General features: G+C 71.6%; 22 protein-coding genes. 10 read left to right on the top strand and 12 right to left on the bottom strand.

The features are described from left to right. The first annotated feature begins 172 nt into the window (after positions 1-172). Together dnaB and QM779_RS14385 are read left to right on the top strand one after the other, a co-directional pair. Entirely contained in the window at positions 173-1516 is a 1344-nt protein-coding gene (gene dnaB, locus QM779_RS14390) for a replicative DNA helicase (protein ID WP_428538435.1), read from the top strand. A gap of 10 nt (positions 1517-1526) precedes the next feature. Further along, positions 1527-2321 (top strand): alpha/beta fold hydrolase, encoded by a 795-nt coding sequence (locus QM779_RS14385; protein ID WP_428536401.1) that lies wholly within the window; start codon positions 1527-1529, stop codon positions 2319-2321. Positions 2322-2324: 3 nt separating this feature from the next. Here QM779_RS14385 and QM779_RS14380 read toward each other — a convergent pair whose 3' ends face one another. After that, positions 2325-2834, bottom strand: a complete 510-nt coding sequence (locus QM779_RS14380) for an asparaginase domain-containing protein (RefSeq protein ID WP_428536399.1) — start codon at positions 2832-2834, stop codon at positions 2325-2327. A gap of 517 nt (positions 2835-3351) precedes the next feature. Then, complete coding sequence (locus QM779_RS14375) at positions 3352-4113, bottom strand: pyrroline-5-carboxylate reductase family protein (protein WP_428536397.1); 762 nt, start codon at positions 4111-4113, stop codon at positions 3352-3354. An 83-nt stretch (positions 4114-4196) separates the two neighbouring features. Here QM779_RS14375 and QM779_RS14370 point away from each other — a divergent pair, with 83 nt between their 5' ends. Then, positions 4197-5066, top strand: a complete 870-nt coding sequence (locus tag QM779_RS14370) for an oxidoreductase (protein WP_428536395.1) — start codon at positions 4197-4199, stop codon at positions 5064-5066. A gap of 276 nt (positions 5067-5342) precedes the next feature. Beyond that, on the top strand, positions 5343-5621 hold the full coding sequence (locus QM779_RS14365) for a DUF1540 domain-containing protein (RefSeq protein ID WP_428536393.1): 279 nt from the start codon (positions 5343-5345) through the stop codon (positions 5619-5621). Here QM779_RS14365 and QM779_RS14360 read toward each other — a convergent pair. Beyond that, positions 5602-6426, bottom strand: coding sequence for a hypothetical protein (locus tag QM779_RS14360; protein WP_428536391.1), 825 nt, complete (start codon positions 6424-6426; stop codon positions 5602-5604). The two genes, QM779_RS14365 and QM779_RS14360, sit on opposite strands and share 20 nt — an antisense overlap. A gap of 267 nt (positions 6427-6693) precedes the next feature. On the opposite strand from QM779_RS14360, the gene QM779_RS14355 reads away from it, so the two are divergent. From QM779_RS14355 to QM779_RS14340, 4 genes are read left to right on the top strand one after another with little or no spacing between them, the layout of a single operon-like run. Continuing rightward, a complete protein-coding gene (locus QM779_RS14355; protein WP_428536389.1) occupies positions 6694-7521 on the top strand; it encodes an ABC transporter ATP-binding protein in 828 nt (275 codons plus the stop codon). A gap of 35 nt (positions 7522-7556) precedes the next feature. After that, a complete protein-coding gene (locus tag QM779_RS14350) occupies positions 7557-8450 on the top strand; it encodes a patatin-like phospholipase family protein (RefSeq protein WP_428536387.1) in 894 nt (297 codons plus the stop codon). A 34-nt stretch (positions 8451-8484) separates the two neighbouring features. Next, positions 8485-8991, top strand: coding sequence for an OsmC family protein (locus QM779_RS14345; protein ID WP_428536385.1), 507 nt, complete (start codon positions 8485-8487; stop codon positions 8989-8991). A 30-nt stretch (positions 8992-9021) separates the two neighbouring features. Further along, positions 9022-9345, top strand: a complete 324-nt coding sequence (locus tag QM779_RS14340) for an antibiotic biosynthesis monooxygenase family protein (RefSeq protein ID WP_428536383.1) — start codon at positions 9022-9024, stop codon at positions 9343-9345. Positions 9346-9728: 383 nt separating this feature from the next. Here the strand turns inward: QM779_RS14340 and kduI are convergent, their stop codons facing one another. From kduI to eda, 6 genes are all read right to left on the bottom strand, one after another. Further along, a complete protein-coding gene (kduI, locus tag QM779_RS14335) occupies positions 9729-10547 on the bottom strand; it encodes a 5-dehydro-4-deoxy-D-glucuronate isomerase (RefSeq protein WP_428536381.1) in 819 nt (272 codons plus the stop codon). Positions 10548-10589: 42 nt separating this feature from the next. After that, positions 10590-11354 (bottom strand): 2-dehydro-3-deoxy-D-gluconate 5-dehydrogenase KduD, encoded by a 765-nt coding sequence (gene kduD, locus QM779_RS14330; protein WP_428536379.1) that lies wholly within the window; start codon positions 11352-11354, stop codon positions 10590-10592. Between the two features lie 35 nt (positions 11355-11389). Next, complete coding sequence (locus tag QM779_RS14325) at positions 11390-12532, bottom strand: glycoside hydrolase family 88/105 protein (protein ID WP_428536377.1); 1143 nt, start codon at positions 12530-12532, stop codon at positions 11390-11392. 78 nt (positions 12533-12610) lie between these two features. Further along, the gene (locus QM779_RS14320; RefSeq protein ID WP_428536375.1) at positions 12611-13981 is read right to left on the bottom strand and encodes an MFS transporter; all 1371 of its coding nucleotides are present in this window, start codon (positions 13979-13981) and stop codon (positions 12611-12613) included. 106 nt (positions 13982-14087) lie between these two features. Next, positions 14088-15194 (bottom strand): sugar kinase, encoded by a 1107-nt coding sequence (locus tag QM779_RS14315; protein ID WP_428536373.1) that lies wholly within the window; start codon positions 15192-15194, stop codon positions 14088-14090. Then, positions 15191-15829: a bifunctional 4-hydroxy-2-oxoglutarate aldolase/2-dehydro-3-deoxy-phosphogluconate aldolase gene (gene eda / locus QM779_RS14310; RefSeq protein ID WP_428536371.1), complete on the bottom strand. Its 639-nt coding sequence runs from the start codon at positions 15827-15829 to the stop codon at positions 15191-15193. The genes QM779_RS14315 and eda overlap by 4 nt, the downstream gene beginning before the upstream one ends. Positions 15830-15971: 142 nt before the next feature. Here eda and QM779_RS14305 point away from each other — a divergent pair, with 142 nt between their 5' ends. Then, positions 15972-16760, top strand: coding sequence for an IclR family transcriptional regulator (locus QM779_RS14305; protein WP_428536369.1), 789 nt, complete (start codon positions 15972-15974; stop codon positions 16758-16760). A gap of 31 nt (positions 16761-16791) precedes the next feature. Next, a complete protein-coding gene (locus QM779_RS14300; protein WP_428536367.1) occupies positions 16792-17754 on the top strand; it encodes an aldo/keto reductase in 963 nt (320 codons plus the stop codon). On the opposite strand, the gene QM779_RS14295 is transcribed toward QM779_RS14300, so the two are convergent. The 3 genes from QM779_RS14295 to QM779_RS14285 form a co-directional block, all read right to left on the bottom strand. Beyond that, positions 17736-18992, bottom strand: a complete 1257-nt coding sequence (locus QM779_RS14295) for an MFS transporter (RefSeq protein ID WP_428536365.1) — start codon at positions 18990-18992, stop codon at positions 17736-17738. The genes QM779_RS14300 and QM779_RS14295 overlap by 19 nt on opposite strands. Before the next feature lie 180 nt (positions 18993-19172). Further along, positions 19173-20495, bottom strand: a complete 1323-nt coding sequence (gene dacB, locus QM779_RS14290) for a D-alanyl-D-alanine carboxypeptidase/D-alanyl-D-alanine endopeptidase (RefSeq protein ID WP_428536363.1) — start codon at positions 20493-20495, stop codon at positions 19173-19175. A gap of 92 nt (positions 20496-20587) precedes the next feature. Beyond that, on the bottom strand, positions 20588-21178 hold the full coding sequence (locus tag QM779_RS14285) for a TetR/AcrR family transcriptional regulator (RefSeq protein ID WP_428536361.1): 591 nt from the start codon (positions 21176-21178) through the stop codon (positions 20588-20590). Between the last annotated feature and the right edge of the window lie 7 nt (positions 21179-21185).

The raw sequence follows: 21185 nt of genomic DNA, 5'->3' as shown, positions 1-21185 counted from the left end.
GTGGACAACGCCGTTGAGAGGAGCCTGAGAAGGGTCTAGTTTGGCGCGGGTCGGGACATCTGGAGCGACGGCGCAGGCGCCGTCCGGACCGACTGTCAGAGGCTCGTCCTAGCCTGTGCCACAGACGGATCGAGCCCTGGAGGGAGTGGGAGAAGTGTCGCTCGCGGAGGTCATGCCCTACGACAGCGAGGCTGAGTACGCAGGGCCCGACCGCACCCCGCCGCAGGACGTCGCCGCCGAGCAGAGCGTGCTCGGGGCGATGCTGCTGAGCAAGGACGCGATCGGCGACGTCGCCGAGATCGTCAAGGGCCGCGACTTCTACCGGCCCGCCCACGAGACGATCTACGACGCCATCCTCAACCTGTACGGCCGCGGCGAGCCGGCCGATGCGATCACCGTCGCCGACGAACTGGCGAAGCGGGGCGAGCTCGGCCGGGTCGGCGGGCACATCTACCTGCACGACCTGCTGTCGACGGTCTCGATCGCGTCCAACGCCGCGTACTACGCCGAGATCGTCCGGGAGAAGGCGATCCTTCGGCGGCTCGTCGAGGCGTCGATCAGGATCAGCCAGCTGGGGTACGCCGGCCAGGGCGACGTCGCCGGCATCGTGGACGCCGCGCAGCAGGCGATCTACGAGGTGGCCGAGGGCAAGGCCGGCGAGGACTACGAGCCGCTGAGCGCGCTGATGGAGTCCACGCTCGACGAGATCGAGGCGCTCAGCGCGCACGGCGTCATGGCGGGCGTCCCCACCGGCTTCGTCGACCTAGACGAGCTGACGAACGGCCTCCACCCCGGCCAGATGGTGATCGTCGCCGCGCGTCCGGGCGTCGGAAAGTCCACGCTGGGGCTCGACCTGGCGCGGGCGGCGGCGATCCAGCACGGCCTGTGCTCGGCGTTCTTCAGCCTGGAGATGACGAAGACCGAGATCGTGATGCGGCTGATCTCGGCCGAGGCCCAGGTGCCGTTGCAGGACATCCGCAAGGGCCACATGAGCGACGAGAACTGGGCGCGGATCGCCAGGAAGACCGCCGACGTGTCGAGCGCGCCGCTCTACATCGACGACTCGCCCAACCTCACGATGATGGAGATCAGGGCGAAGGCCCGCCGGCTCAAGCAGCGCAACGACCTGAAGCTCGTGATCGTCGACTACATGCAGCTGATGAGCTCGGGCAAGCGGGTGGAGAGCCGCCAGCTGGAGGTCTCGGAGTTCTCCCGGCAGATGAAGCTGCTGGCCAAGGAGCTCGAGGTGCCGGTCGTGGCGCTGTCGCAGCTGAACCGCGGTCCCGAGCAGCGCACCGACAAGAAGCCGATGCTGTCCGACCTGCGCGAGTCCGGCTCGCTGGAGCAGGACGCCGACATGGTGATCCTGTTGCACCGCGACGACATGTACAACAACGCGTCCGAGCGTTCCGGGGAGGCCGACTTCATCGTCGCCAAGCACCGCAACGGCCAGACCAAGACCGTGACCGTCGCCTTCCAGGGCCACTACAGCCGGTTCGTCGACATGCAGCACTGAGCCTGCCGCCGTGCGTCCCCTCGTCGACACCCGCCTGGCCCGCCCCGGCTGCGAGGTCCTCGTGCGCCGCAGGGACGCCCGCGACGGCCGCTGGGTCGTGTTCCTGCACGGCGCGGGCATGGACGGCGAGATGTTCGACGCCCAGTTCCCGGCCGTGCCTGACGACTGGGGCATCTGCGCGTGGGACGCCCGCGGGCACGGCGCGTCCACGCTCGCCGGCCGGTTCCGCTACGCCGACCTGGTCGACGACCTGACCGCGTTGCTGGCGAGTGTGGACGCGTCCGAGGTGGTGCTGGTCGGCCAGTCGATGGGCGGCAATCTCGCCCAGACCCTCGTCGCGTCCCGTCCGGACGCCGTGCAGCGGCTGGTGCTGATCGACTGCACCGACAACCACGGCCCGCTGAGCGGTGTCGAACGGTTCCTGCTCTCCCTCGCCGTGCCGATCCTGGCCTGCTACCCGTGGGAGCTCGCCGTCCGTCAGTCGGCCGAGGCGTGCGGTACCCGTGCGGAGACCCGTACGTACGCTGCGAACGCCCTCTCTGCGACCGGGCGGACGCGGTTCCTCGAGGTGATGGGGTTCGGACGGGAGGCCGTCACCCCGGACCTCGGCTATCGGCTTCCGGTGCCGACCCTGCTCGTGCTCGGCGAGCACGACCGCAGCGGGAACATCGCCGCCGCCCTCCGCCGCTGGCCGGAGCGGGACCCGCGGGCACGGCTCGTCGTCATCGCGGACGCCGCGCACAACGCGAACCAGGACGCTCCGGGCCCGGTGAACGAGGCGATCGGGGTGTTCCTCGGCTGGTGACGCTCAGGGCCGGAGGTCCTCGAATCGTCCCTCGGCGCGATTCTTGGTGACCTCGCCCGCGCGAAAGACCCGTCCGCTCATCACGAGGTAGATGCCGGGCGGCAGCGTCTGGGCGGCGATGACCGCGCCACCGAGGTTGAAGGGTGCGTCGCTGTCGCGCATGACGGCCGGCTGCATGGCGCCAGTGAGCACGACGGTCAGGCTGTCGGGCACGTCCGGGTGGGCGAGCAGGTACTCGGCGGTGACGGTCATGGTGTCGGTGCCGTGGGTGACCACCACGCCGACGTCGGCGAGCGCGGCGAGGTGCGCGACGAGCGCCTCACGATCGTCCGCGGTGAGGTCGGACGACTCCTTCGCCACCACGGAGGCGACCGGAACGCTTCCGGCCAGGCCGGCCGGCGCGAGGAGCGCGGGTGCAGCCGGAGGCCCGATCTCGAGTCGCCCGTCCCGGCTGTAGACGGTGTCGATGGTGCCCCCGGTGGCAAGGATCACCACCTCACGATGTACGGACACGAACCCTCCAGATCGGGTCGGAAACAGACGCTCGCCATGGTCCCACGCCCGCTGCCGACTCCTTGCCATCCCGGGCTTGACCCGGGATCTCTCTCCCTCCCGGCCGCACCGACACGGAGATCCCGGCTTCCGCCGGGATGACAAGGCGGCGAAAAGCACGGGCGCCCACGCCCCAACAGCCATGACCAACGCGACAGCCGTCATCCCGGGCTTGACCCGGGATCTCTCCGACCACCCACCGCACCCACAAGGCGGCGAAGATCGCCGGCGCCCACCCCTCAGGAACCGCGGCCCCCCCTGTCATCCCGGGCTTGACCCGGGATCTCTCCGACCACCCACCGCACCCACACCGAGATTCCGGCCTCCGCAGGGATGACAAGGCGGCGAAAGGCACTGCACTCACGTCCGTCATCCCGGCCCGACCATCCCGGACCACCCCACAAACGCTCCCGAAACCCGCAGAAGCTCCCGAATTTTCGGTGGCTTCTGCGAGTTTCGGGAGCGTTTGTGCGAGCGGCTACCACTGACCCATCGCGCGGAGGACCTCTTCGGAGACCGGCTCGACGTGGGCGTCGAGGACGCGGAGGCCCTGCTCGGTGCTGGCGCCGGGGTGCGCCACCCGCCGGATCACCTCGGCGGCGTCGATGCCCTCGCCAGCTTGGAGAGCGATCGTGCCCGCGACCGTCTGCCGGACCATCTCGCGGCACAGCTGCCGGTCGTAGCCGTGCCGGTCGGCGACGGTGTCGGCCCAGCCGTCCATCACCCTCGCGTACAGCGCGGGGCCGTTGCTGGTCAGCCCGCAGTAGAACCCGAGGTCCTCCGCGTCCACCTCGTACACCGCGCCGCACGCCCGCAGCGGCGCCAGCACGGCCTCCCGATCGGCGTCGGACGGGACCTCGCCCCACGTGAGCAGCGTCGCCCCCTGACCCACGGAGAGGTTCACGTTCGGGAGCGTGGTCGCCCAGCGCGGGCCGAACTCGTCGAAGCGGACGCCGGGCGTGCTGCTGACCAGGAACGGACGCCGCCGCGCCACGACCTCCGCGCAGGAGGCGAGCACGGCGCGCGCGTCGTCGGGCCCCATCCAGACGAACACTACGTCACAGCGCTCGAACACCGCCTCCGCCGAGTCGAGCAGCGCGATGCCCTCCGTGCCCGCGAGCAGGTCCCGCGCGGACGCGGCCGTGCGGCTGAACGCGTACACCTCGAAGCCGCCCGCCCGGGCCAGACCCTTCGCCAGCGCGCCGCCGAGGCGGCCCAACCCGATGATCCCCACTGCCATGGCACGGCAGTCTAGGCGCGGGCAGAGAGCCGACCCCCGCCGCTGAGGCCCCCGGTGTCACCGGCCCGGGCTAGATTCCGTCCATGGACACCTACGCCATCGGAGACCTCAGCGTGCACCGGATCGGGTTCGGCGCGATGCAACTGCCCGGCCGCGGGGTGATGGGGCCGCCCAGGGACCGCGCCGAGGAGCTCGCCGTGCTGCGGCGCGCGATCGAACTCGGGGTCGACCACATCGACACCGCCCAGTACTACGGCCCGGACGTCTCCAACGAGCTGATCCGCGCCGCCCTCCACCCGTACCCCGACACGCTCGTCCTGGTCACCAAGGTGGGTTCGCTCCGGGACGCGGAGGGCGCCTGGCTCCCCGCCCAGCGACCCGCGCAACTGCGCGAGGCGGTCGAGGACAACCTGCGCAGCCTCGGCGTCGAGCGCCTCGGCGCGGTGAACCTGCGCCTGATGGACCACCCCGCCGCCGACCCCGCGCAGCGCGTGCCACTGGAGGACCAGCTCGGGGAACTCGCCGCCCTGCGCGCGGAGGGCAAGCTCGCCGGCATCGGCATCTCCACCGCGAGCAGTGCGCAGGTCGAGGCGGCCGACGACCTCGTCGGGATCGCGTGCGTCCAGAACGCGTTCAGCCTGCTCGACCGCTCCGACGCCGACGTCCTCGAGCTGTGCCACCAGCGCGGGATCGCCTACGTCCCCTACTTCCCGCTCGGCTCGGCCTTCCCGCACACCCCGAAGGTGACCGAGGACGAGACCGTCCGCGCCGTCGCCACCCGCCACGGCGTCACTCCCGCGCAGGTCGGGCTGGCCTGGCTGCTCGGACACCGCGAGAACATCCTGCTCATCCCGGGCACCTCCCGCGTCGTCCACCTCGAGGAGAACCTCCGCGCCGCCGACGTCGCCCTGACCGCGGCCGACCTGGCCGAGCTGGCGGCGACTCAGGCGTGATTGCTCAATAGTACGTAGATGATTCGTGACACCCGATTTACGAAAAAGGGGAGTGGCCTTTTTGATCCCGGTTTCCGTTCGGCCCAGAGGCCGCGCGACGAGCACAACTCACCTAGCCACAGGGCCGAGAATCGGGGCGGTGCCGATTTACGAAAGCCCCCCTTTGCCTAATGCGCGCGAAGTTAGGTAAGGCTAATATTGCTTGTGGGGACGGAAAACCGGAGTTATGGTGAATGCGTATTCACGACGTGGCACCACACGGAAGGACCCCAGATCATGACCATGACGACCGTCAAGTCCTGCACCACCACCGCCTGCGCGTTCAACGACGGCGGCTGCACCGCACTCGCGATCACCGTCGGCGGCTCGGGCGCGAAGGCCTCCTGTGACACCTTCGTCGCCCTCGACGCGCGCGCAGCGCTGTCGACCCCGAGCGGTCAGGTGGGCGCCTGCAAGCGCCTCGAGTGCGTGCACAACACCGACCTGCTGTGCACCGCCGGGGCGATCGACGTCGCCGGCGACACCGCCGACTGCCTCAGCTACGAAGCGAGCTGAATCCCGCGCACCCGTCGAGGAGCTGGCCGAGTCGATCGGCCAGCTCCTCGACGCTTTTCGCCGGGGTGTCGAAGGTGAAGAGCACGACGGTCGTGAGCCCGGAGTCGACATCCATCACGGTCAGGCCGTTGCTGTCGACGTCCACGCAGAAGACTTGCCCGTCCAGGTGCGGGCAGCCGCCCTGCTCGCGCACGGACAGCGGGAACGCCGCGTCCCAGCCGGCGGCCGCGGCGTCCAGGAGATCGGACACATCGGACGGGGAGAGCCGGGCGAACAGTTCCCGCGCCGCCCACTCGTCATCGGCGTCGGGGAAGGACGGGGTGGCGCTGACCGCCAGGTCCGCGATCTCGTCGAACGGGACGGGCGTGACGCCGGTCGCGTCGTGGAGCAGGACGCGCTCTGTCCGCACGATCCCGAGCCGGCCGCCGCGAGCGGAGGCGAGTTCGACCATGCGGGCGGGCAGCCCGGCACCGGTCAGGTAGCTGTCGCGGACGTCACCGTCCAGCCATTCCAGGACGCCGAGCAGGTGCGCGGCGCAGGCCGTGATCCGCACCGACCACTCGGGGGCCTCCTTGACGACGTCCATGCGGACGCGGACGGGCAACTGCCCCCCCGTGCTGAGCGGGACGTCCTCGTCCGCGACGCAGGCCACCATCAGTTCGCCGACGTCGCTGAGCGCATGGGTGATCGCCTCGGCCTCGACGACCGGGGCCAGGTCGTAGGCCACGACGGACGCACGGCCGGCGCCGGAGAGCAATCGGTGGACCAGGGAGACCGAGCGGGCGCGCAGCGCTTCGTCGTGCATGACCGAGATCGTGGTTTCGACGTCTTCCACGAGACCCCCTGGAGTCGGCTGTGCCGGTGAGCGGAGGGCCGGCGCGCACGCCGTCCCGGGCACTCCCGGTATTTCGTAAGGCGAGCCTAACCTAATTACGCAAGTCTCGTGGCGCCAATTCCGAATCCGGACACTGAACACCCGCGGGAGCAGGGACGGTCCGAGCCGGACGGACGGCTAGCCTGACCCGGAACCCGATCCTCGTCCCGGCGCCGTCGGCGCGGGAAGGAGTGCTGCATGGACGAGCGCGACGCCACCGAACCGGTGCTCCAGCTCGACGACGTCTGCTTCCGCAGGGACGGCAAGGAGATCCTCACCGGCGTCGGCCTCACCGTCCGCGCCGGGGAGCACTGGGCGCTGCTGGGCCCCAACGGCGCCGGGAAGAGCACCGTCCTCGGGTTCTGCGGGGCGGTCACGCACCCGAGCTCCGGCACCGTCCGCGTCCTCGGCAGGCAGCTCGGCCGGGTCGAGCTGCAGGAGCTGCGCCGGCACATCGGCCACGTCAATCCCCGCCACCCGCTGCGCTCACCGCTGACCGTGCGCGAGGTCGTGCTCACCGGGATCACCGGCACGATCGAGACACCGCTGCGCTGGGCGCCGTCGGCTGCCGAGCTCGCCCACGCCGACGCGCTGATCGGGACGCTCGGGCTCGCCGCGCGCTCCGGCGACCGCTGGCCGACGCTGTCCCAGGGTGAGCGCGGCCGCACGCTGATCGCCCGCGCCCTGATCTGTGAGCCCTCCCTGCTGCTCCTCGACGAGCCGTCCACGGGCCTGGACGTGTCGGCCCGCGAGCAACTGCTGGAGACGCTCGACGACCTCGCCGACGACCGTCCGGACCTGACGTCGATCCTCGTCACCCACCACCTCGAGGAGCTGCCGGCCAGCACCACCCACGCGCTGCTGCTGTCGGCCGGACGCGTCGTGGCCGCCGGGCCCGCGGCCACCGTCCTCGACACGGCCAACGTCTCCGCGGCGTTCGACCACCCGATCGAGGTGCACCACCACGACGGACGCTGGGCTGCCCGCGCCGCCCGCGGACGGAGGGCCGGGACGCGGCCGCGCTGAGCGGGGCTACAGTGCGGGCGGAAGGGGGAGGACGCGTGCCCGAGGTGCTCACGAGCAACGTGGCCGACGTCGCCCTCATCTTCGAGGGCGGCGGCATGCGGGCCAGCTACACCTCGGCCGTCGTGGCCACTCTGCTGGCCGAGGGCATCCACGTCGACTGGGTGGCCGGGATCTCCGCCGGTGCCAGCAACCTTGCCAACTACCTGGCCCGTGACGGCGCCCGCGCCCGGCGGTCGTTCGTCGAGTTCGCCGCCGACCCGCGGTTCGGGAACTGGGGCAGCTTCCTGCGTGGCCAGGGGCTGTTCAACGCGGCCTACATCTACGAGCAGACGTCCGCCCCCGACCAGGCGCTGCCGTACGACTTCGCGACGTTCGCCGCGAACCCCGCCCGGCTGCGGATCGGGGCGTTCGAGTGCGACACCGGCCGGGGCGTCACCTGGACGCGCGACGACATCGCGGCCCTGCCCGACCTGATGCGGCGCGTCCGGGCGTCCTCGACGATGCCGGTGATCATGCCGCCGGTGCGGCTGGACGGGCACGTCTACGTGGACGGGGCGCTCGCCGGCAACGGGGGCATCGCGCTGGACGCGGCGAAGGCGGACGGATTCACCCGATTCTTCGTCGTCCTCACGCAGGAGCGCGGCTACGTGAAGCGTCCGACGTCGGCCCCCGCGGTGTACCGGACGTGGTTCCGCCGCTACCCCGCCGTCGCCGAGGCGCTCCGCGTCCGGCACACCAACTACAACCGCACCCGGGAGGAGCTGTTCGACCTCGAGCGGTCCGGGGACGCGCTGCTGTTCGTGCCCGACCGGATGCCGGTCAGCAACAGCACCAGGGACGTGGCCCTGCTGCGGGCCAGCCACGAGGCGGGGCTGGCGCAGTCCCGGCGCGAGGTGCCGCGCTGGCGGGAGTTCCTGGGGCTGGGGTGAAGGTGCCGCCCCGGTGCTGGCATAGGCTCGCGCAATGAGCTCACGGTTCTCGCAGCACCGCTACCGGACCCGGCTGGAGTGGTCGGGGTCGACCGGCGCCGGCTACCGGCACTACGACCGCGCGCATCGGCTGGTCGCGGTCGCCGAGGATGCGGCGCCAGGACCGGCGACGGCCTCAGCGCTCGACCTGGCCCTCACCGCGGACCCTGCGTTCCTGGGGACGCCGGACCGGCTCAACCCCGAGCAACTGGTCCTCGCGGCGGCCAGTAGCTGCCAGCTGCTGTCGTTCCTGGCCGAGGCGGCGCTGAAGAAGGTGGACGTGCGCGCCTACACCGACGACGCCGACGCGGTGCTTGACGCCAGCCTGGCGCGTCCGGCGCTCACGGCGATCGCGCTGCACACCCGGATCACGGTGGCTCCCGGCACCGACCACGACGTCGTCCGTGCGCTGGTGGAGGCCGGCCACCAGGGCTGCTTCATCGCCAACTCGCTGGCCGTTCCGGTCCGGGTCACCGCCGAGGTGGTGGACGACGCGTCCTGAGCCGGCCCGCGGCGTGGGCACAATGGCGGCATGACCGTGATCAAGATCAACGCCATCACCGTGCCGAAGGAGACCGGGGATGAGCTCGCCCACCGGTTCGCCGCCCGTCTGGGGGCGGTGGACGGGCAGCCGGGCTTCGGCGGCTTCGAGCTGCTGCAGCCCACCGACGACCGCGAGCAGTGGCTGGTCGTGACCCGCTGGGACGACGAGGAGTCCTACCAGGCGTGGCTCGCGTCCGCCGACTTCCGCCAGGGACACGGCCACGGCCCCGGCGAGGCTCCCGACCCGTCCCGCCCGCGCCCCGTCGGCACCGCCAGCGAGGTCTGGCACTACCGGGTCGCCGTCAGCAACTGAGATTCGCCGCCGAGCCGACGCCGCGCCACGGCCCCTGAGGAGCACCGGGGTGAGGAACGAACCCCGGCGCGTCACGAAGTACCCCGCCACCCGACGCGATCCGTCCATTGGCTGCCTGTGATGTGACACCAGACGCCACATCGGCAACGCAGAGCGGCAGGATCACGTCAGCGGCGCGCCGGGACCGCCGCCCGGGTGGCGACGGCCTGGCGTCCGTCGGTTCCACCCATCGACGGCCCGTGTTGGTGCCCGAGGGCCACCGTTCTCGTCGAGAGCCAGTGTCCGGACAAGAGCCCTCGACGGGAGCGGTGGCTCTCGGCGACGAAGGGTGGCCCTCAGTGCCCGGCACGCGGGGACGGTTCTTTCGTGCCGGTTCTGCGGCGTCAGAGGATTGAGACCGGCGGCACCGCGTCCATGTCGTTGAACGACTTGTTCTCGCCGGCCATCGCCCAGACGAAGGAGTAGGCGGCGGTGCCGACGCCGGAGTGCAGCGACCAGGACGGGGAGATGACGGCCTGCCGGTCGGCGACGACGAGGTGACGGGTCTCGGCCGGCTCGCCCATCAGGTGGATCACCCTGGCGTCGGCGGGCACGTCGAAGTACAGGTAGCACTCGGTGCGGCGGTCGTGGGTGTGGGCGGGCATCGTGTTCCACATCGAGCCGGGGTGGAGCCGGGTGACGCCCATCACCACCTGGCAGGACTGGATCCCGTTCTCATGGATGTACTGCGTGAGCGTCCGGCGGTTGCTGGTGACCTGGTCACCCAGCTCGCGGACGGTGCCCTGGTCGGGCAGCGCGAGCGTGGTCGGGTAGGTGGTGTGCGCGGGGGCGCTGAACAGGTAGAACTGGGCGTCCTGGCCCGCGAAGACGACGTCCTTCGTGCCGCGTCCGATGTACAGGCAGGCCCCGTTCGGCAGCTGGTAGGTGGTGCCGTCCGCGGTCACTGTCCCCACCTCACCGACGTTGACGATGCCTAGCTCGCGGTTGGCGAGGAAGTACTCGGCGCGCAGTTCGTCGAACGTGGGGAGGGGGAGGTCGGCGCCGTTCGGCACCGCGCCGCCGAGGACGATCCGGTCGTGGTGGGTGTAGACGACCTTCACCTCCCCGGGCACGAACACCTCCTCGACCAGGTAGGTGTCGCGCAGGTCCTGCGTGGTGAAGCCGGGCACCTGGGCCGGGTTGGTGGCGTAGCGCTGTTCCATGGGTTCTTCCTTCGTTGGTTGATGGGGCGCGGCGGTGGACTTCTAGCGGACGAGCCAGCCGCCGTCGACGGGGATGATCGCGCCGTTGAGGTAGTCGGACGCGGGCGAGGCGAGGAACACGAACGGCCCCTGCAGGTCGGCCGGGGTGCCCCAGCGTCCGGCCGGGATCCGGGCCAGGATCGAGGCCTGCCGGTCCTCGTCGGACCGCAGCGCCGCGGTGTTGTCGGTGGCCATGTAGCCCGGCGCGATCGCGTTCGCGTTCACCCCGTGCGCGGCGAGCTCGTTCGCGAAGCTCTTCGTGAGCCCGGCCACCGCGTGCTTGGACGCGGCGTAGCCCGGGACAAGGATGCCGCCCTGGAACGACAGCATCGACGCGACGTTGATGATCTTCCCGCTGCCCTGCGCCACGAACCGGCGCGCTGCCGACTGCGACAGGTGGAACACCGTGTCCAGGTTGATCGCGAGCACCTCGTCCCAGTCGGACGCGGAGTGCTCCAGCAGCGGCGCCCGCCGGATGATCCCGGCGTTGTTCACCAGGATGTCGATCCGGCCGAGCGCGGCCACCACGGACGCCACCGCGTCCTCCAGCTGCTCGGGCGTCGCGGAGACCAGGTCGAGTTCGACCTGGTGCACGCGGCGTCCCAGCGCCCGCACGCGGTCAGCGGTGTCCGCGGCCGGGGTGCGGTCGATGAGGGCCACGTCCGCGCCCGCCTCGGCCAGTGCGACCGCTGCCCCCTGCCCCAGGCCGCGGGACGAGCCGGTCACGACGGCGACCTTCCCGTCGAGTCGGAACGAGTCGAGAATCATGCGTCCTCCAGTAGTCGGTGTCCGGTCCGGGGCGGTCAGTAGTAGGTGCGCAGGTACTCGGCCAGGCAGAGGATCGCCATGGCCTGCCCGTAGGGCATCGAGGTGCGCGGGATGGTGCGGTAGAAGTCGAGGTCGGGGCCCATGCCGGTGCCGAACGACACCTGCTCGAGCTCACCGTCGGCGGAGATGTTGGCGATGATCGCCCGGACGGCCCGCTCCGCGACCTCCGCGTACCGGGCGTCGAGGTAGCCCTTGCGGACCGCCTTGAGGATCCCGTACGCGAACCCCGCGGTGGCCGACGCCTCCAGGTAGGAGTCCGGGTCGTCCAGCAGCGTGTGCCACAGGCCGGACGCGTCCTGCAGGTCGGCGAGCGCCGAGACCTGGGCGTCCAGCACCTCGACGAGGAACCGGCGGACGGGGTCGTCCGCGGGCAGGTCGAGCAACTCCAGGAAGTCCGGCACCACCATCGTCAGCCACGAGTTGCCCCGCGCCCACCGCGCCCTGGCGAAGTTGTGGTGGCCCTCGAAGGTCCAGCCGTGGAACCACAGCCCGGTCTCCCGGTCCATCAGGTAGGCGACGTGGGTGAGGAACTGGAACGTCGCCTCCTTCACGTACGCCGGACGGTCCAGCAGCAGCCCGATCTTGGCCAGCGGCAGCACCGTCATCATCAGGGTGTCGTCCCACAGCTGGTGGTGGTTCTCCTCGGCCAGCGTGATGTGCTGCATGCCGCCGTGCGGGGTCCGCGGCATCGCGCGCATCGCCCACTCCGCCCACGAGTCCAGCCACGGCAGCAGCGTCCGGTCGCCGGTCTCCTCGTAGCGGTGGGCGAGGGTGAGGAAGGGCGACATCGTGTTCACGTTCTTCGTCGTGCCCTCGGCCAGCCGCGCCGCGAACCACTCGTCGATGATGTCGCGCATCCGGGTGTCACCGGTCTGGTCCCAGTACTGCCAGATCCCGTACAGCCCGATGCCGTGCGTCCACTCCCAGCCCGCCCAGCCCTTGGTGTCGATCACCCTGCCGTCGTCCAGCCGCAGCAGGAACTCGCCGGTGGGGTCGCTGATGTTCACCAGGTTGGTGGTCAGCCGCTGCACGAGCTCCTGCAGCCCGCCGCGGGAGATGAACCGCTCCGGCGCGCGCAGCAGCGGGCTGTGCGCCACCGGCCAGGTCTTGTGTTCCATCGAGGTCTCCGTCGTCGTCGATCCGGCCGAGCCGGTGGACGGGAGCGCCCCGTCCACCGACCCCACCAAGAGTGGCACTCAGGCCTGCGCCACGCTGGGCTCGGGCGTGACCTCTGCGGTCTCCAGGTCGGCCAGGCTCTTGCCCCTGGTCTCCTTGGACAGCAGCGCGGCGACGGCGGCGACAACGGTGATCGCGAAGGTCGTCGCGCCGATCACCAGCGGAACGTTCGACCCGGGCTGCGCGACCGCGGTGAAGATGCTCGGGAAGAACGAGGCGATCATCAGGCCGACGTTCTGCGACACCGCGAACCCGGTGACGCGGATCCGCATCGGGAACTGCTCCTGGTAGAAGGTCGCGAACGTCGCGTTCCACATCTGGAACAGGATGCCCTGCACGATGATCGCCATCACGATGACCAGCGCGAGGTTCTTCTGCGTGACCGACCACAGGTAGACACCCGAGAGCAGGCCGCCGCCGAGGCCGCCGACGATCATGAACACGCGGCGTCCGATGCGGTCCGACAGCGCGCCCCAGATCGGGATGGTGATCACGGCGGTGATGTTGGTGAGCAGGGTCACCCACAGCATGTCGGACGAGGTGAAGCCGATGCCGTAGATCTTCGAGGTGCCGAAGGAGACGCCGAACACCAGGGTGGTGGTGCCGATCACGTTGGTGAAGGTCATCACGATGCACAGCAGGGTGACCAGCGGCTTGGTGCGCAGCAGTTCGACGAACGGGAACCGCTTCTTCGCCTCGGCGTTGTCCGCCACTCCGGTCTGGAAGGCCGGCGGCTCGCTCACCCGGGCGCGGATGATGTAGCCGGCGACGATCACGATGGCGCTGAGCAGGAACGGGATCCGCCAGCCCCAGCCGAGCCACGCGGCCTCGGGCAGCAGGGACGCGAGCGGCAGCATGGCCGCGGTGGCCAGGATCGAGCCGGCCTGGGTGCCCTGCAGGCTGAAGCTGGCGAAGAAGCCGCGCCGCGCGTCCGGCGCATGCTCGACGATCATCGCGTTGGAGCCGCCGAGTTCGCCGGCGACGGCGAAGCCCTGGACGAGGCGGAGCAGCACCAGCAGCACCGGCGCCAGCACGCCGACCTGCGCGTACGTCGGCAGCAGGCCGACGGCGAAGGTCGAGAAGCCCATCAGCAGCATGGCGAGAACGAGCACGTTCTTGCGGCCGTGCCGGTCGCCCCAGGCGCCCAGCACGACGGCGCCGACCGGACGCATCACGTAGCCGACGGCGTACGTGGCCAGCGAGGCGATCACCGCGACCGTGGGGTTCTCGGAGGTGAAGAAGATCTTCGGGAAGACCAGCGCCGCCGCGGTCGAGTAGAGCGCGAAGTCGTAGTACTCCAGCGCGCTGCCGATCCAGCCGCTGGCCGCGGCGCGCTTGACGTTCCGGGTGGCGTCTTCGGCCCCGGGTCGGGTGAGCTCAGGGGAACTCATCTGGGTTTCCTTTCGTCATCGTTGACGAGCGACCGGGACCGGTCTCTCGAGGATTCTTGGTTCGATCTCTGGTAGGGGATGGTCGGGGGGTTGGGGTGGACGGGGGTCAGCGGTCGACGCGGGCGTTGCCCCCGTCGGCGAGCTTGAGGACCTCGGCGGCGGTCACCATCGAGGTGTCGCCGGGCGTGGTCATGGCGAGGGCGCCGTGGGCAGCGCCGAGGTCGACGCTGCGCTGAAGGTCGGCGCCGGTGAGCAGTCCGTAGACGAGACCGGAGGCGAAGGAGTCCCCGCCGCCGACCCGGTCGAAGATCTCCAGTTCGCGGCGGTGCGTGGCCTGGACGAGCCCGGCCTGCCGCGACCACGCGACGGCGCCCCAGTCGTTCAGGGAGGCCGAGCGGACGGTGCGCAGCGTGGTGGCGATCACCTGCAGGTTCGGGTACGCCGCCGCGACCTGGTCGATCATCGCGGCGAAGCCGTCCACGGGGAGGTCGGAGAGGTCCGCGTCCACGCCCTCGACGTCGAAGCCCAGCGCGGCGGTGAAGTCCTCCTCGTTGCCGATCATGACGTCGACGTAGGAGGCGAGCTCGCGGTTCACCTCGCGGGCCCGGGCCTGGCCGCCGATCGCCTGCCACAGGCTGGGCCGGTAGTTGAGGTCGTAGGAGACCACCGTGCCGTGCCGCTTCGCCGCCTGCAACGCGGCCAGGCAGGTGGCGGCGCTCTGCTCGCTCAGCGCGGCGTAGATGCCCCCGGTGTGCAGCCAGCGGACGCCGACCTCACCGAACAGCCGGTCGAAGTCGATCTCCTCGGGACGCAGCTGCGCGATCGCGGTGTGGCCACGGTCGGAGACCCCCTTCGCGCCCCGGACCCCGAAGCCGCGCTCGGTGAAGTTCAGGCCGTTGCGGACGGCGCGTCCGACCCCGTCGGAGGCCGCCCAGCTGATCCAGCGCGCGTCCACCCCGCCGGCGAGGATGAACCCCTCGATCAGGTGGCCGACCTCGTCGTCCACCAGCGCGGTGACGACGGTCGTGGGGAGCCCGAACACCCGGGACAGGCCGCGCACGACGTTGTACTCGCCGCCGCCCTCCCAGGCGGCGAAGCTGCGGGCGCTGCGGATCCGCAGGTCACCCGGGTCGAGGCGCAGCATGACCTCGCCGAGGCCGACGGCCTCGTAGCGGCACTCGGCGGACGGGCGCAGGTCGAGGACCGACATCACGCCACCTCCGCCGGGGTCGGCAGCGCGGCGACGGCCTGCGCGCACAGGCGGGTGATCGTCGGGACGTCGCCGGCGTCGACCGCGTCCGCGGGCACCATCCAGGAGCCGCCGACGGCCGCGACGTTGGGCAGGGACAGGTACTCGGAGAGGTTCGCCGCCGACACCCCGCCCGTCGGGATGAACCGCACCTGCGGGAACGGCGCGCCGAGCGCCGTCAGCGCCGCGGGGCCGCCGTAGAGGCCCGCGGGGAAGAACTTCAGCGTGCTCAGCCCCGCGTCCAGCGCGGCGATGATCTCGGTCGGGGTGACTGCGCCGGGGAAGAACGGCAGGCCGTGTTCCTGCGCGCGGCGGACGACCGCGGCGCTGAAGCCGGGGCTCACGATGAACCGGGCGCCCGCGTCGGCCGCCTCGTCCACCTGGGCCGGGGTGACCACCGTCCCTGCGCCGACGCACAGCGAGGGATCGGCCGCCATCGCCCGGATGGAGGCCGCGGCGGCGTCGGTGCGGAAGGTGACCTCGGCGAAGGGGATGCCGCCGGCGACGAGCGCCTCGGCCAGCGCCTGCGCACGGTTCGCCCTGTTGATCACCACCACGGGAATGATCCGGGCCTCGGCCAGGACTGAATCGGTCTGCATGACCCCTCCTTGGGTCTTGCGTTTCACTGTATGAAACGCTACGTTTTGTTCAGCGGCACAAGCTTGCATCGTTTCAATGGTGTTTGGCAAGAGGCAGGGCAGAATTCGTCCGAGAGGTCGCGATACACGCGAGGAGGGGCCCATGACACAGACGCAGGCGCCGGTGGTCGAGGCGGTCGACCGGGCGCTGCAGCTGCTCGAGGCCCTGGCGGACGCCGGCCCCGACGGCGCGTCCCTCGCCCAGCTGGCCGAGGGCGTCGGGCAGAACAAGTCGACGGCCTACCGGGCCCTGTCGACGCTGCGGGTCCGCGGGTTCGCCGCGCAGGACGAGGCGACCGGCTTCTACCGGCTCGGCCCGGCGGGGTTCGCACTCGGCGACCGCGTGTACGCGCCGCAGAACCTCGCGCAGGCCCTGCACCCCGCGCTGGTGGCGCTGTCGGGCGCGGCCGACGAGCTCGTCCACCTCGGCGTCCTCGAGGGCGACCAGGTGCTCTACGTCGACAAGGTCGAGCCGCAGCGGGCGATCCGGGTGTGGTCGGCCGTCGGCCAGCGGGTGCCGGTGGCGAGCAGCTCGCTGGGACGCGCGCTGCTGGCCGCCCGCGACGTCCCCGACCAGGCGCTCGGCGGGTACCTGCGCGCGCTCCCGCCCGACCGCCACGTGACCCCCGAACGCCTGCGCGAGGCCGTGACGGACGCCCGGCGCCGGGGGTACTCCACCGAACTCGGCGAGAACGAGCCGGACGTGGCCTGCCTCGGCACGGCCATCCTGCGGGACTCCGCGCCGGTGGCAGCCCTGTCGATCACCGCCCTCGCGAGCAGGATGACCGACGCGCGCCAGGCCGAGCTGGCCCGGCTGATCGTGCGCGAGGTGCGTCCGCTGCTGCCGGAGGGGCTGTCGCTGCTGCCCGCGCTCGCGTCCGGCTCACGCTGAACGGGCTCCGGGGCCGGGATAGCCTTCGGCCATGAGGTACGGATCGCTGGGCAGGAGCGGACTGATGGTGTCCGCGGTCGGGGTGGGCTGCAACGCGTTCGGGGCGCGGATCGGCCCCGAGCAGGTGCAGGCCGTGGTGGACGCGGCCATCGACGCAGGCATCACGCTGTTCGACACCGCCGACTCCTACGGCGACGGAGCCAGCGAGGAACTGCTCGGCCGGGCGCTCGGCGGGCGGCGCGAGGACGTCATCGTTGCGACCAAGTTCGGGATGGGCGACCACACCGCCGAGCACTTCGGCGCGCACGGCGGGCGTCGCTACGTCCGCCGCGCCGTGGAGGCCAGCCTGCGCAGGCTCGGCACCGACTACATCGACCTCTACCAGCTGCATCGGCCCGACCCGGTCACGCCGATCGAGGAGACCCTGGAGGCGATGGGCGAACTCGTCGCGGAGGGCAAGGTGCGCTACCTGGGCTCGTCCAACTTCTCGGCGTGGCAGGTCGTGGACGCCGACTGGGTGGCGCGGACGTCCGGCCTGCACCGGTTCGTCTCCGCCCAGAACGAGTACTCGCTGTACAACCCGGAGGCCGAGCGGGAGCTGGTACCCGCCTGCGACAGGGTGGGAGTCGGGATCCTGCCGTACTTCCCGCTCGCCTACGGCCTGCTCACGGGCAAGTACCGGCGCGACGAGCACGCCCCGGAGGGCTCGCGGCTCGCCCGCGATGACCACGCGTCCCGCTTCGCCGGCGCCGACTGGGACCGCCTCGACGCCCTGCAGTCGTTCGCGGACGCGCGCGGCGTCCCCCTGCTCACCCTTGCGGTCGGCGGGCTGGCCGCGCGGGAGGCGGTGGGCAGCGTGATCTGCGGGGTCACCCGGCCCGAGCAGGTCGCCGCGAACGCGGCGGCCGGCGAGTGGGTGCCGAGCGCTCAGGACCTCGCCGAGCTCGACGAACTGCGCGGGAAGCCTGCGTTCAGCTACACGACCTTCGCCTGACGCGATCCGTCCGTTCGTCGCGTCCCACGAGGCTCGGAGGCCCCATTCCTGGCCGAGAGTGGACGGATCACGTCAGCCGGGCCCGCCCCGCCCCCAGCCCGAGGAACGCCTGGGCCAGGGCCAGCGCCGCGACGGCGGCCACGACGACGCCCCGAATTCGTGGCGCCGGCGAGCGCGCCGGCTGCGATGGGGCCCACCGCGGCGATCAGGTAGCCGATGGCCTGCGCCATGCCCGCGAGCCGGACGGTCTGCGCCGGGGTCCGCGTGCGCAGCGGCGGCAACGCGAGCGCGAGCGCGAACGACGCGCCCGCCGAAACACCGGCGAGCGTGACCCACAGCCACAGCCAGCCGGGGACGGCGAGCGCACCGAGCGCGGCCAGCGCGAGCACGGCGCCGGTGCCTGCGCAGAGCAACCGCTGGTCGCCGAGCCGGTCGGCCCAGGCTGCGGCGATCGGCCCGGCGGCCACCCCGACCACCTGGAACCAGAACAGCAGCCAGCCCGCGGTGGCCGCGTCCATGCCGAGCGAGGCCGCCATCGTCGGTAGCCAGGTGACGACCAGGTAGAACGACAGCGACTGGAGCCCGAAGAAGCCGGTGACCTGCCACGCCAGCGGCGAGCGCCACGGGGTCGGGGCGGCGTCGGCGACCGCCGGCGCGGGCGCGGCCGCGTCCATGCGGCGCGAGGTGACGAGCCAGGCGGCGAGCGCGACCACCGTCGGGATCGCCCACACGGCGAGGCCGGGCCGCCAGCCGCCGAGGGCCGAGCTCAACGGCTCCGACAGCCCGGAGGCGAGGGACGCCGCGACGCCCATCACGGCGGTGTAGATGCCGGTCGCCAGCGACACCCGGCGCGCGAACTCGCGCTTCACGATGCCGGAGACGACGACGTTGCCGATGGCGATCGACAGGCCGATCAGGATCGTGCCCAGCCAGAGCGCTCCCGGGACGGCCAGCGAGCGGATCCCGATCGCGACCGCGATGCCGGCGAGCGCGATCGTGACCGCGCGATGGTGGCCGGTGCGAGCGGTGAGCGCGTGGACGAGGGCGGACGCGGCGGCGAAGCACAGCAGCGGGATCGAGCCGAGGACGCCCTGCGCGACAGCGCCGAGCCCCAGGTCCGTCCCGATCTCGCCGAGCACCGGCCCGACGGACGTGATCGCCGGCCGCAGGCACAGCGCGATCAGCAGCACGCCCACCAGCGCGCTGCCGCGGATCCGTCCAGCCCCAGACGTCGACACGGAAGTGCAGGCTAGCCCTTTGCGTCGGGACGGCACGAGGGCACGGTTCCTTCGTGCCGGGTACGGAAGAACCGTCCCCCCGTAACCGGCGCGCGGGGACGGTTCCTTCGGTCCACCTTCACGTTACGTGAGGGTGGCACGCCAGGAACCGTCCCCAGCGTGCCGGGACGCGGGCGCCGGTCAGCGGCAGCCGCAGCGGGCCAGGACGGCGGCCTCGCGGTCGAGCCAGTTGTAGACGCGGTAGTAGCTCGAGGACTTGTTGCCGATCTCGGCGAAGACGAGCGTGGCGCCGTCCGCGGTCGTCACGTAGCCGGCGAGGGCGGCGAGGCCGCTGAGCGTCCCCGTCTTCGCATGGACGACGTGGCGCCCCGCCTTCTCGGACGGGTCGTCGAAGCGGCTCTTCAACGTCCCGCTCTCCCCCGCCACGGGGAAGCCGTCCACGATCGGTGCGAACTCGTCCTCCGCCAGAGCGATCCTCACCGCGGACGCCAGCACGGTCGCGGTGAGCTTGTTCGACGGCGCGAGCCCGCTGCCGTCGACCAGCGTCAGCCCGGACGTCCACAGCCCGCGCGCGGTCAGCCACGCCTTCACGTTCGCCGCCGCGCCACTGAAACTGCCCGCCCTGCCGCTCGCGATCGCCGCGTGCCTCGACAGCGTCTCGGCCGCCACGTTGTCGCTCTGCCGCAGGGTGCGGTGGATGATCCGGTCCAGCGAGGTGGACGTGACGCGGGCCAGTTCCGCGCTCCCGGACACTGCCGTCCCCGAGGCGACGGAGGACACCGTGATGCCCGCGGCCCTGAGCCGCTTGGCGAACGCCGTGGCCGCCGTCTTCGCCGGGTTCGCGGACGCGCGTCCGCCGGAGATCTTGCCGGAGTTGATCTCCAGCGCGGCGACTTTCGCCTCCCAGCCCTTCCAGTAGGACTTCCACGACGGGTTCCACGTCGGACCGCTGAACAGGGACGCGTCGTAGCGCAGGGAGACCTTCGTCCGTCCCGCCGCCTTCAGCGCCGCGGCGGTCGCCTTCGCCAGCTTCTGCAGCGACGCCGTCTTGTACGTCGACGTGGACGTCTTGTCCGTCAGCAGCGGGTCGCCGCCCCCCACGAGCACGATCCGGCCGGACCCGGAGTCCAGCACGCGCGTCGCGAACGTCCGGTCGGCGCCGAGGGCGTCCAGGGCCGTCATCGTCGAGAGGACCTTCATCGTCGACGCGGGGGTGAGCGGGGTGTCGGCGCCGCGGTCGGCCAGCACCGTCCCGTCGGTGGTCGTGACCACCAGCCCGACCGTCCCGATGCCCGACCTCGAGACCTTCTTCAGCAGGGCGGTCAGCACCGCAGGGTCGGGCAGCGGGGCGGTGGCGTCGTCGGCGGCGGCGAGGACCGCGCCGGGCCGCACCCCGTCGGAGGGGACGAAGGCGACGGAGGGGACGGCCGAAGGGCCGACGAGGACCGCCAGTGCGAGGAGGAGGCCGGCCACCAGCTGTGGCCGTCGTCGTTGCTGCCGCATCGCGCCATCATCGCAGAGGAGCCCGCAGCGTCCCCACCCTCGGGCAGCGACGCTCCCCCACACCTCGGCAGCACGTCGAGGGTCGGCCCACCTCAGGACGCGGCGGGCGTTCCTTCCAGCGCCGCGGTGAGCATGCGGACGCCGAGGTCGCGGTAGGCGACGTGGTCGACGCCGAGCCCGAGCCCGCGCTGGACGGCGTAGCCGGTGATCAGCGACATGATCACGTGGGCGATCGAGGACGCGTCCGCGGCGGGGGCGTTCGCGAGGCACCAGCCCTGGATGAACGAGACGATGCTGGCCTTGACCGTGGAGACCTCGCCCTTCAGCAGCTCCCACAGCAGCGGCTCCGACTTGGCGCCCGCCCAGATCTGGAGCAGCAGTTCCGGCGTCGTGTCGTCCTCAGAGACCCGGCTCAGCGCCGCCTCGAACAGCTCGACCGGCGACAGCCCCGTCGAGGTCGACATGATCATCCCCATCGGCACGGCCATCGCCCCGCGCCCCACCTCGAGGACCAGCCGCTCCTTGCTGCCGAAGTGGTGGTAGATCGCGCCGGCTGACGTGCCCGAGGCCGCGATCACGTCCGAGATCGACGTGCCGGCCACGCCGCGGTCGCGGATCAGCGCCGTCGCGGCGCCCAGAATCGCCTCCCTGGCCCCAGGGGCCCGCCGCTCGGTGACGTCCATACAGTCA

The sequence above is a fragment of the Propionicimonas sp. genome (assembly GCF_049840635.1).
GTDB lineage: Bacteria > Actinomycetota > Actinomycetes > Propionibacteriales > Propionibacteriaceae > Propionicimonas.
Note: the sequence above shows the minus strand (reverse complement) of the source record. Positions and strands in the feature narration are given on the sequence as shown.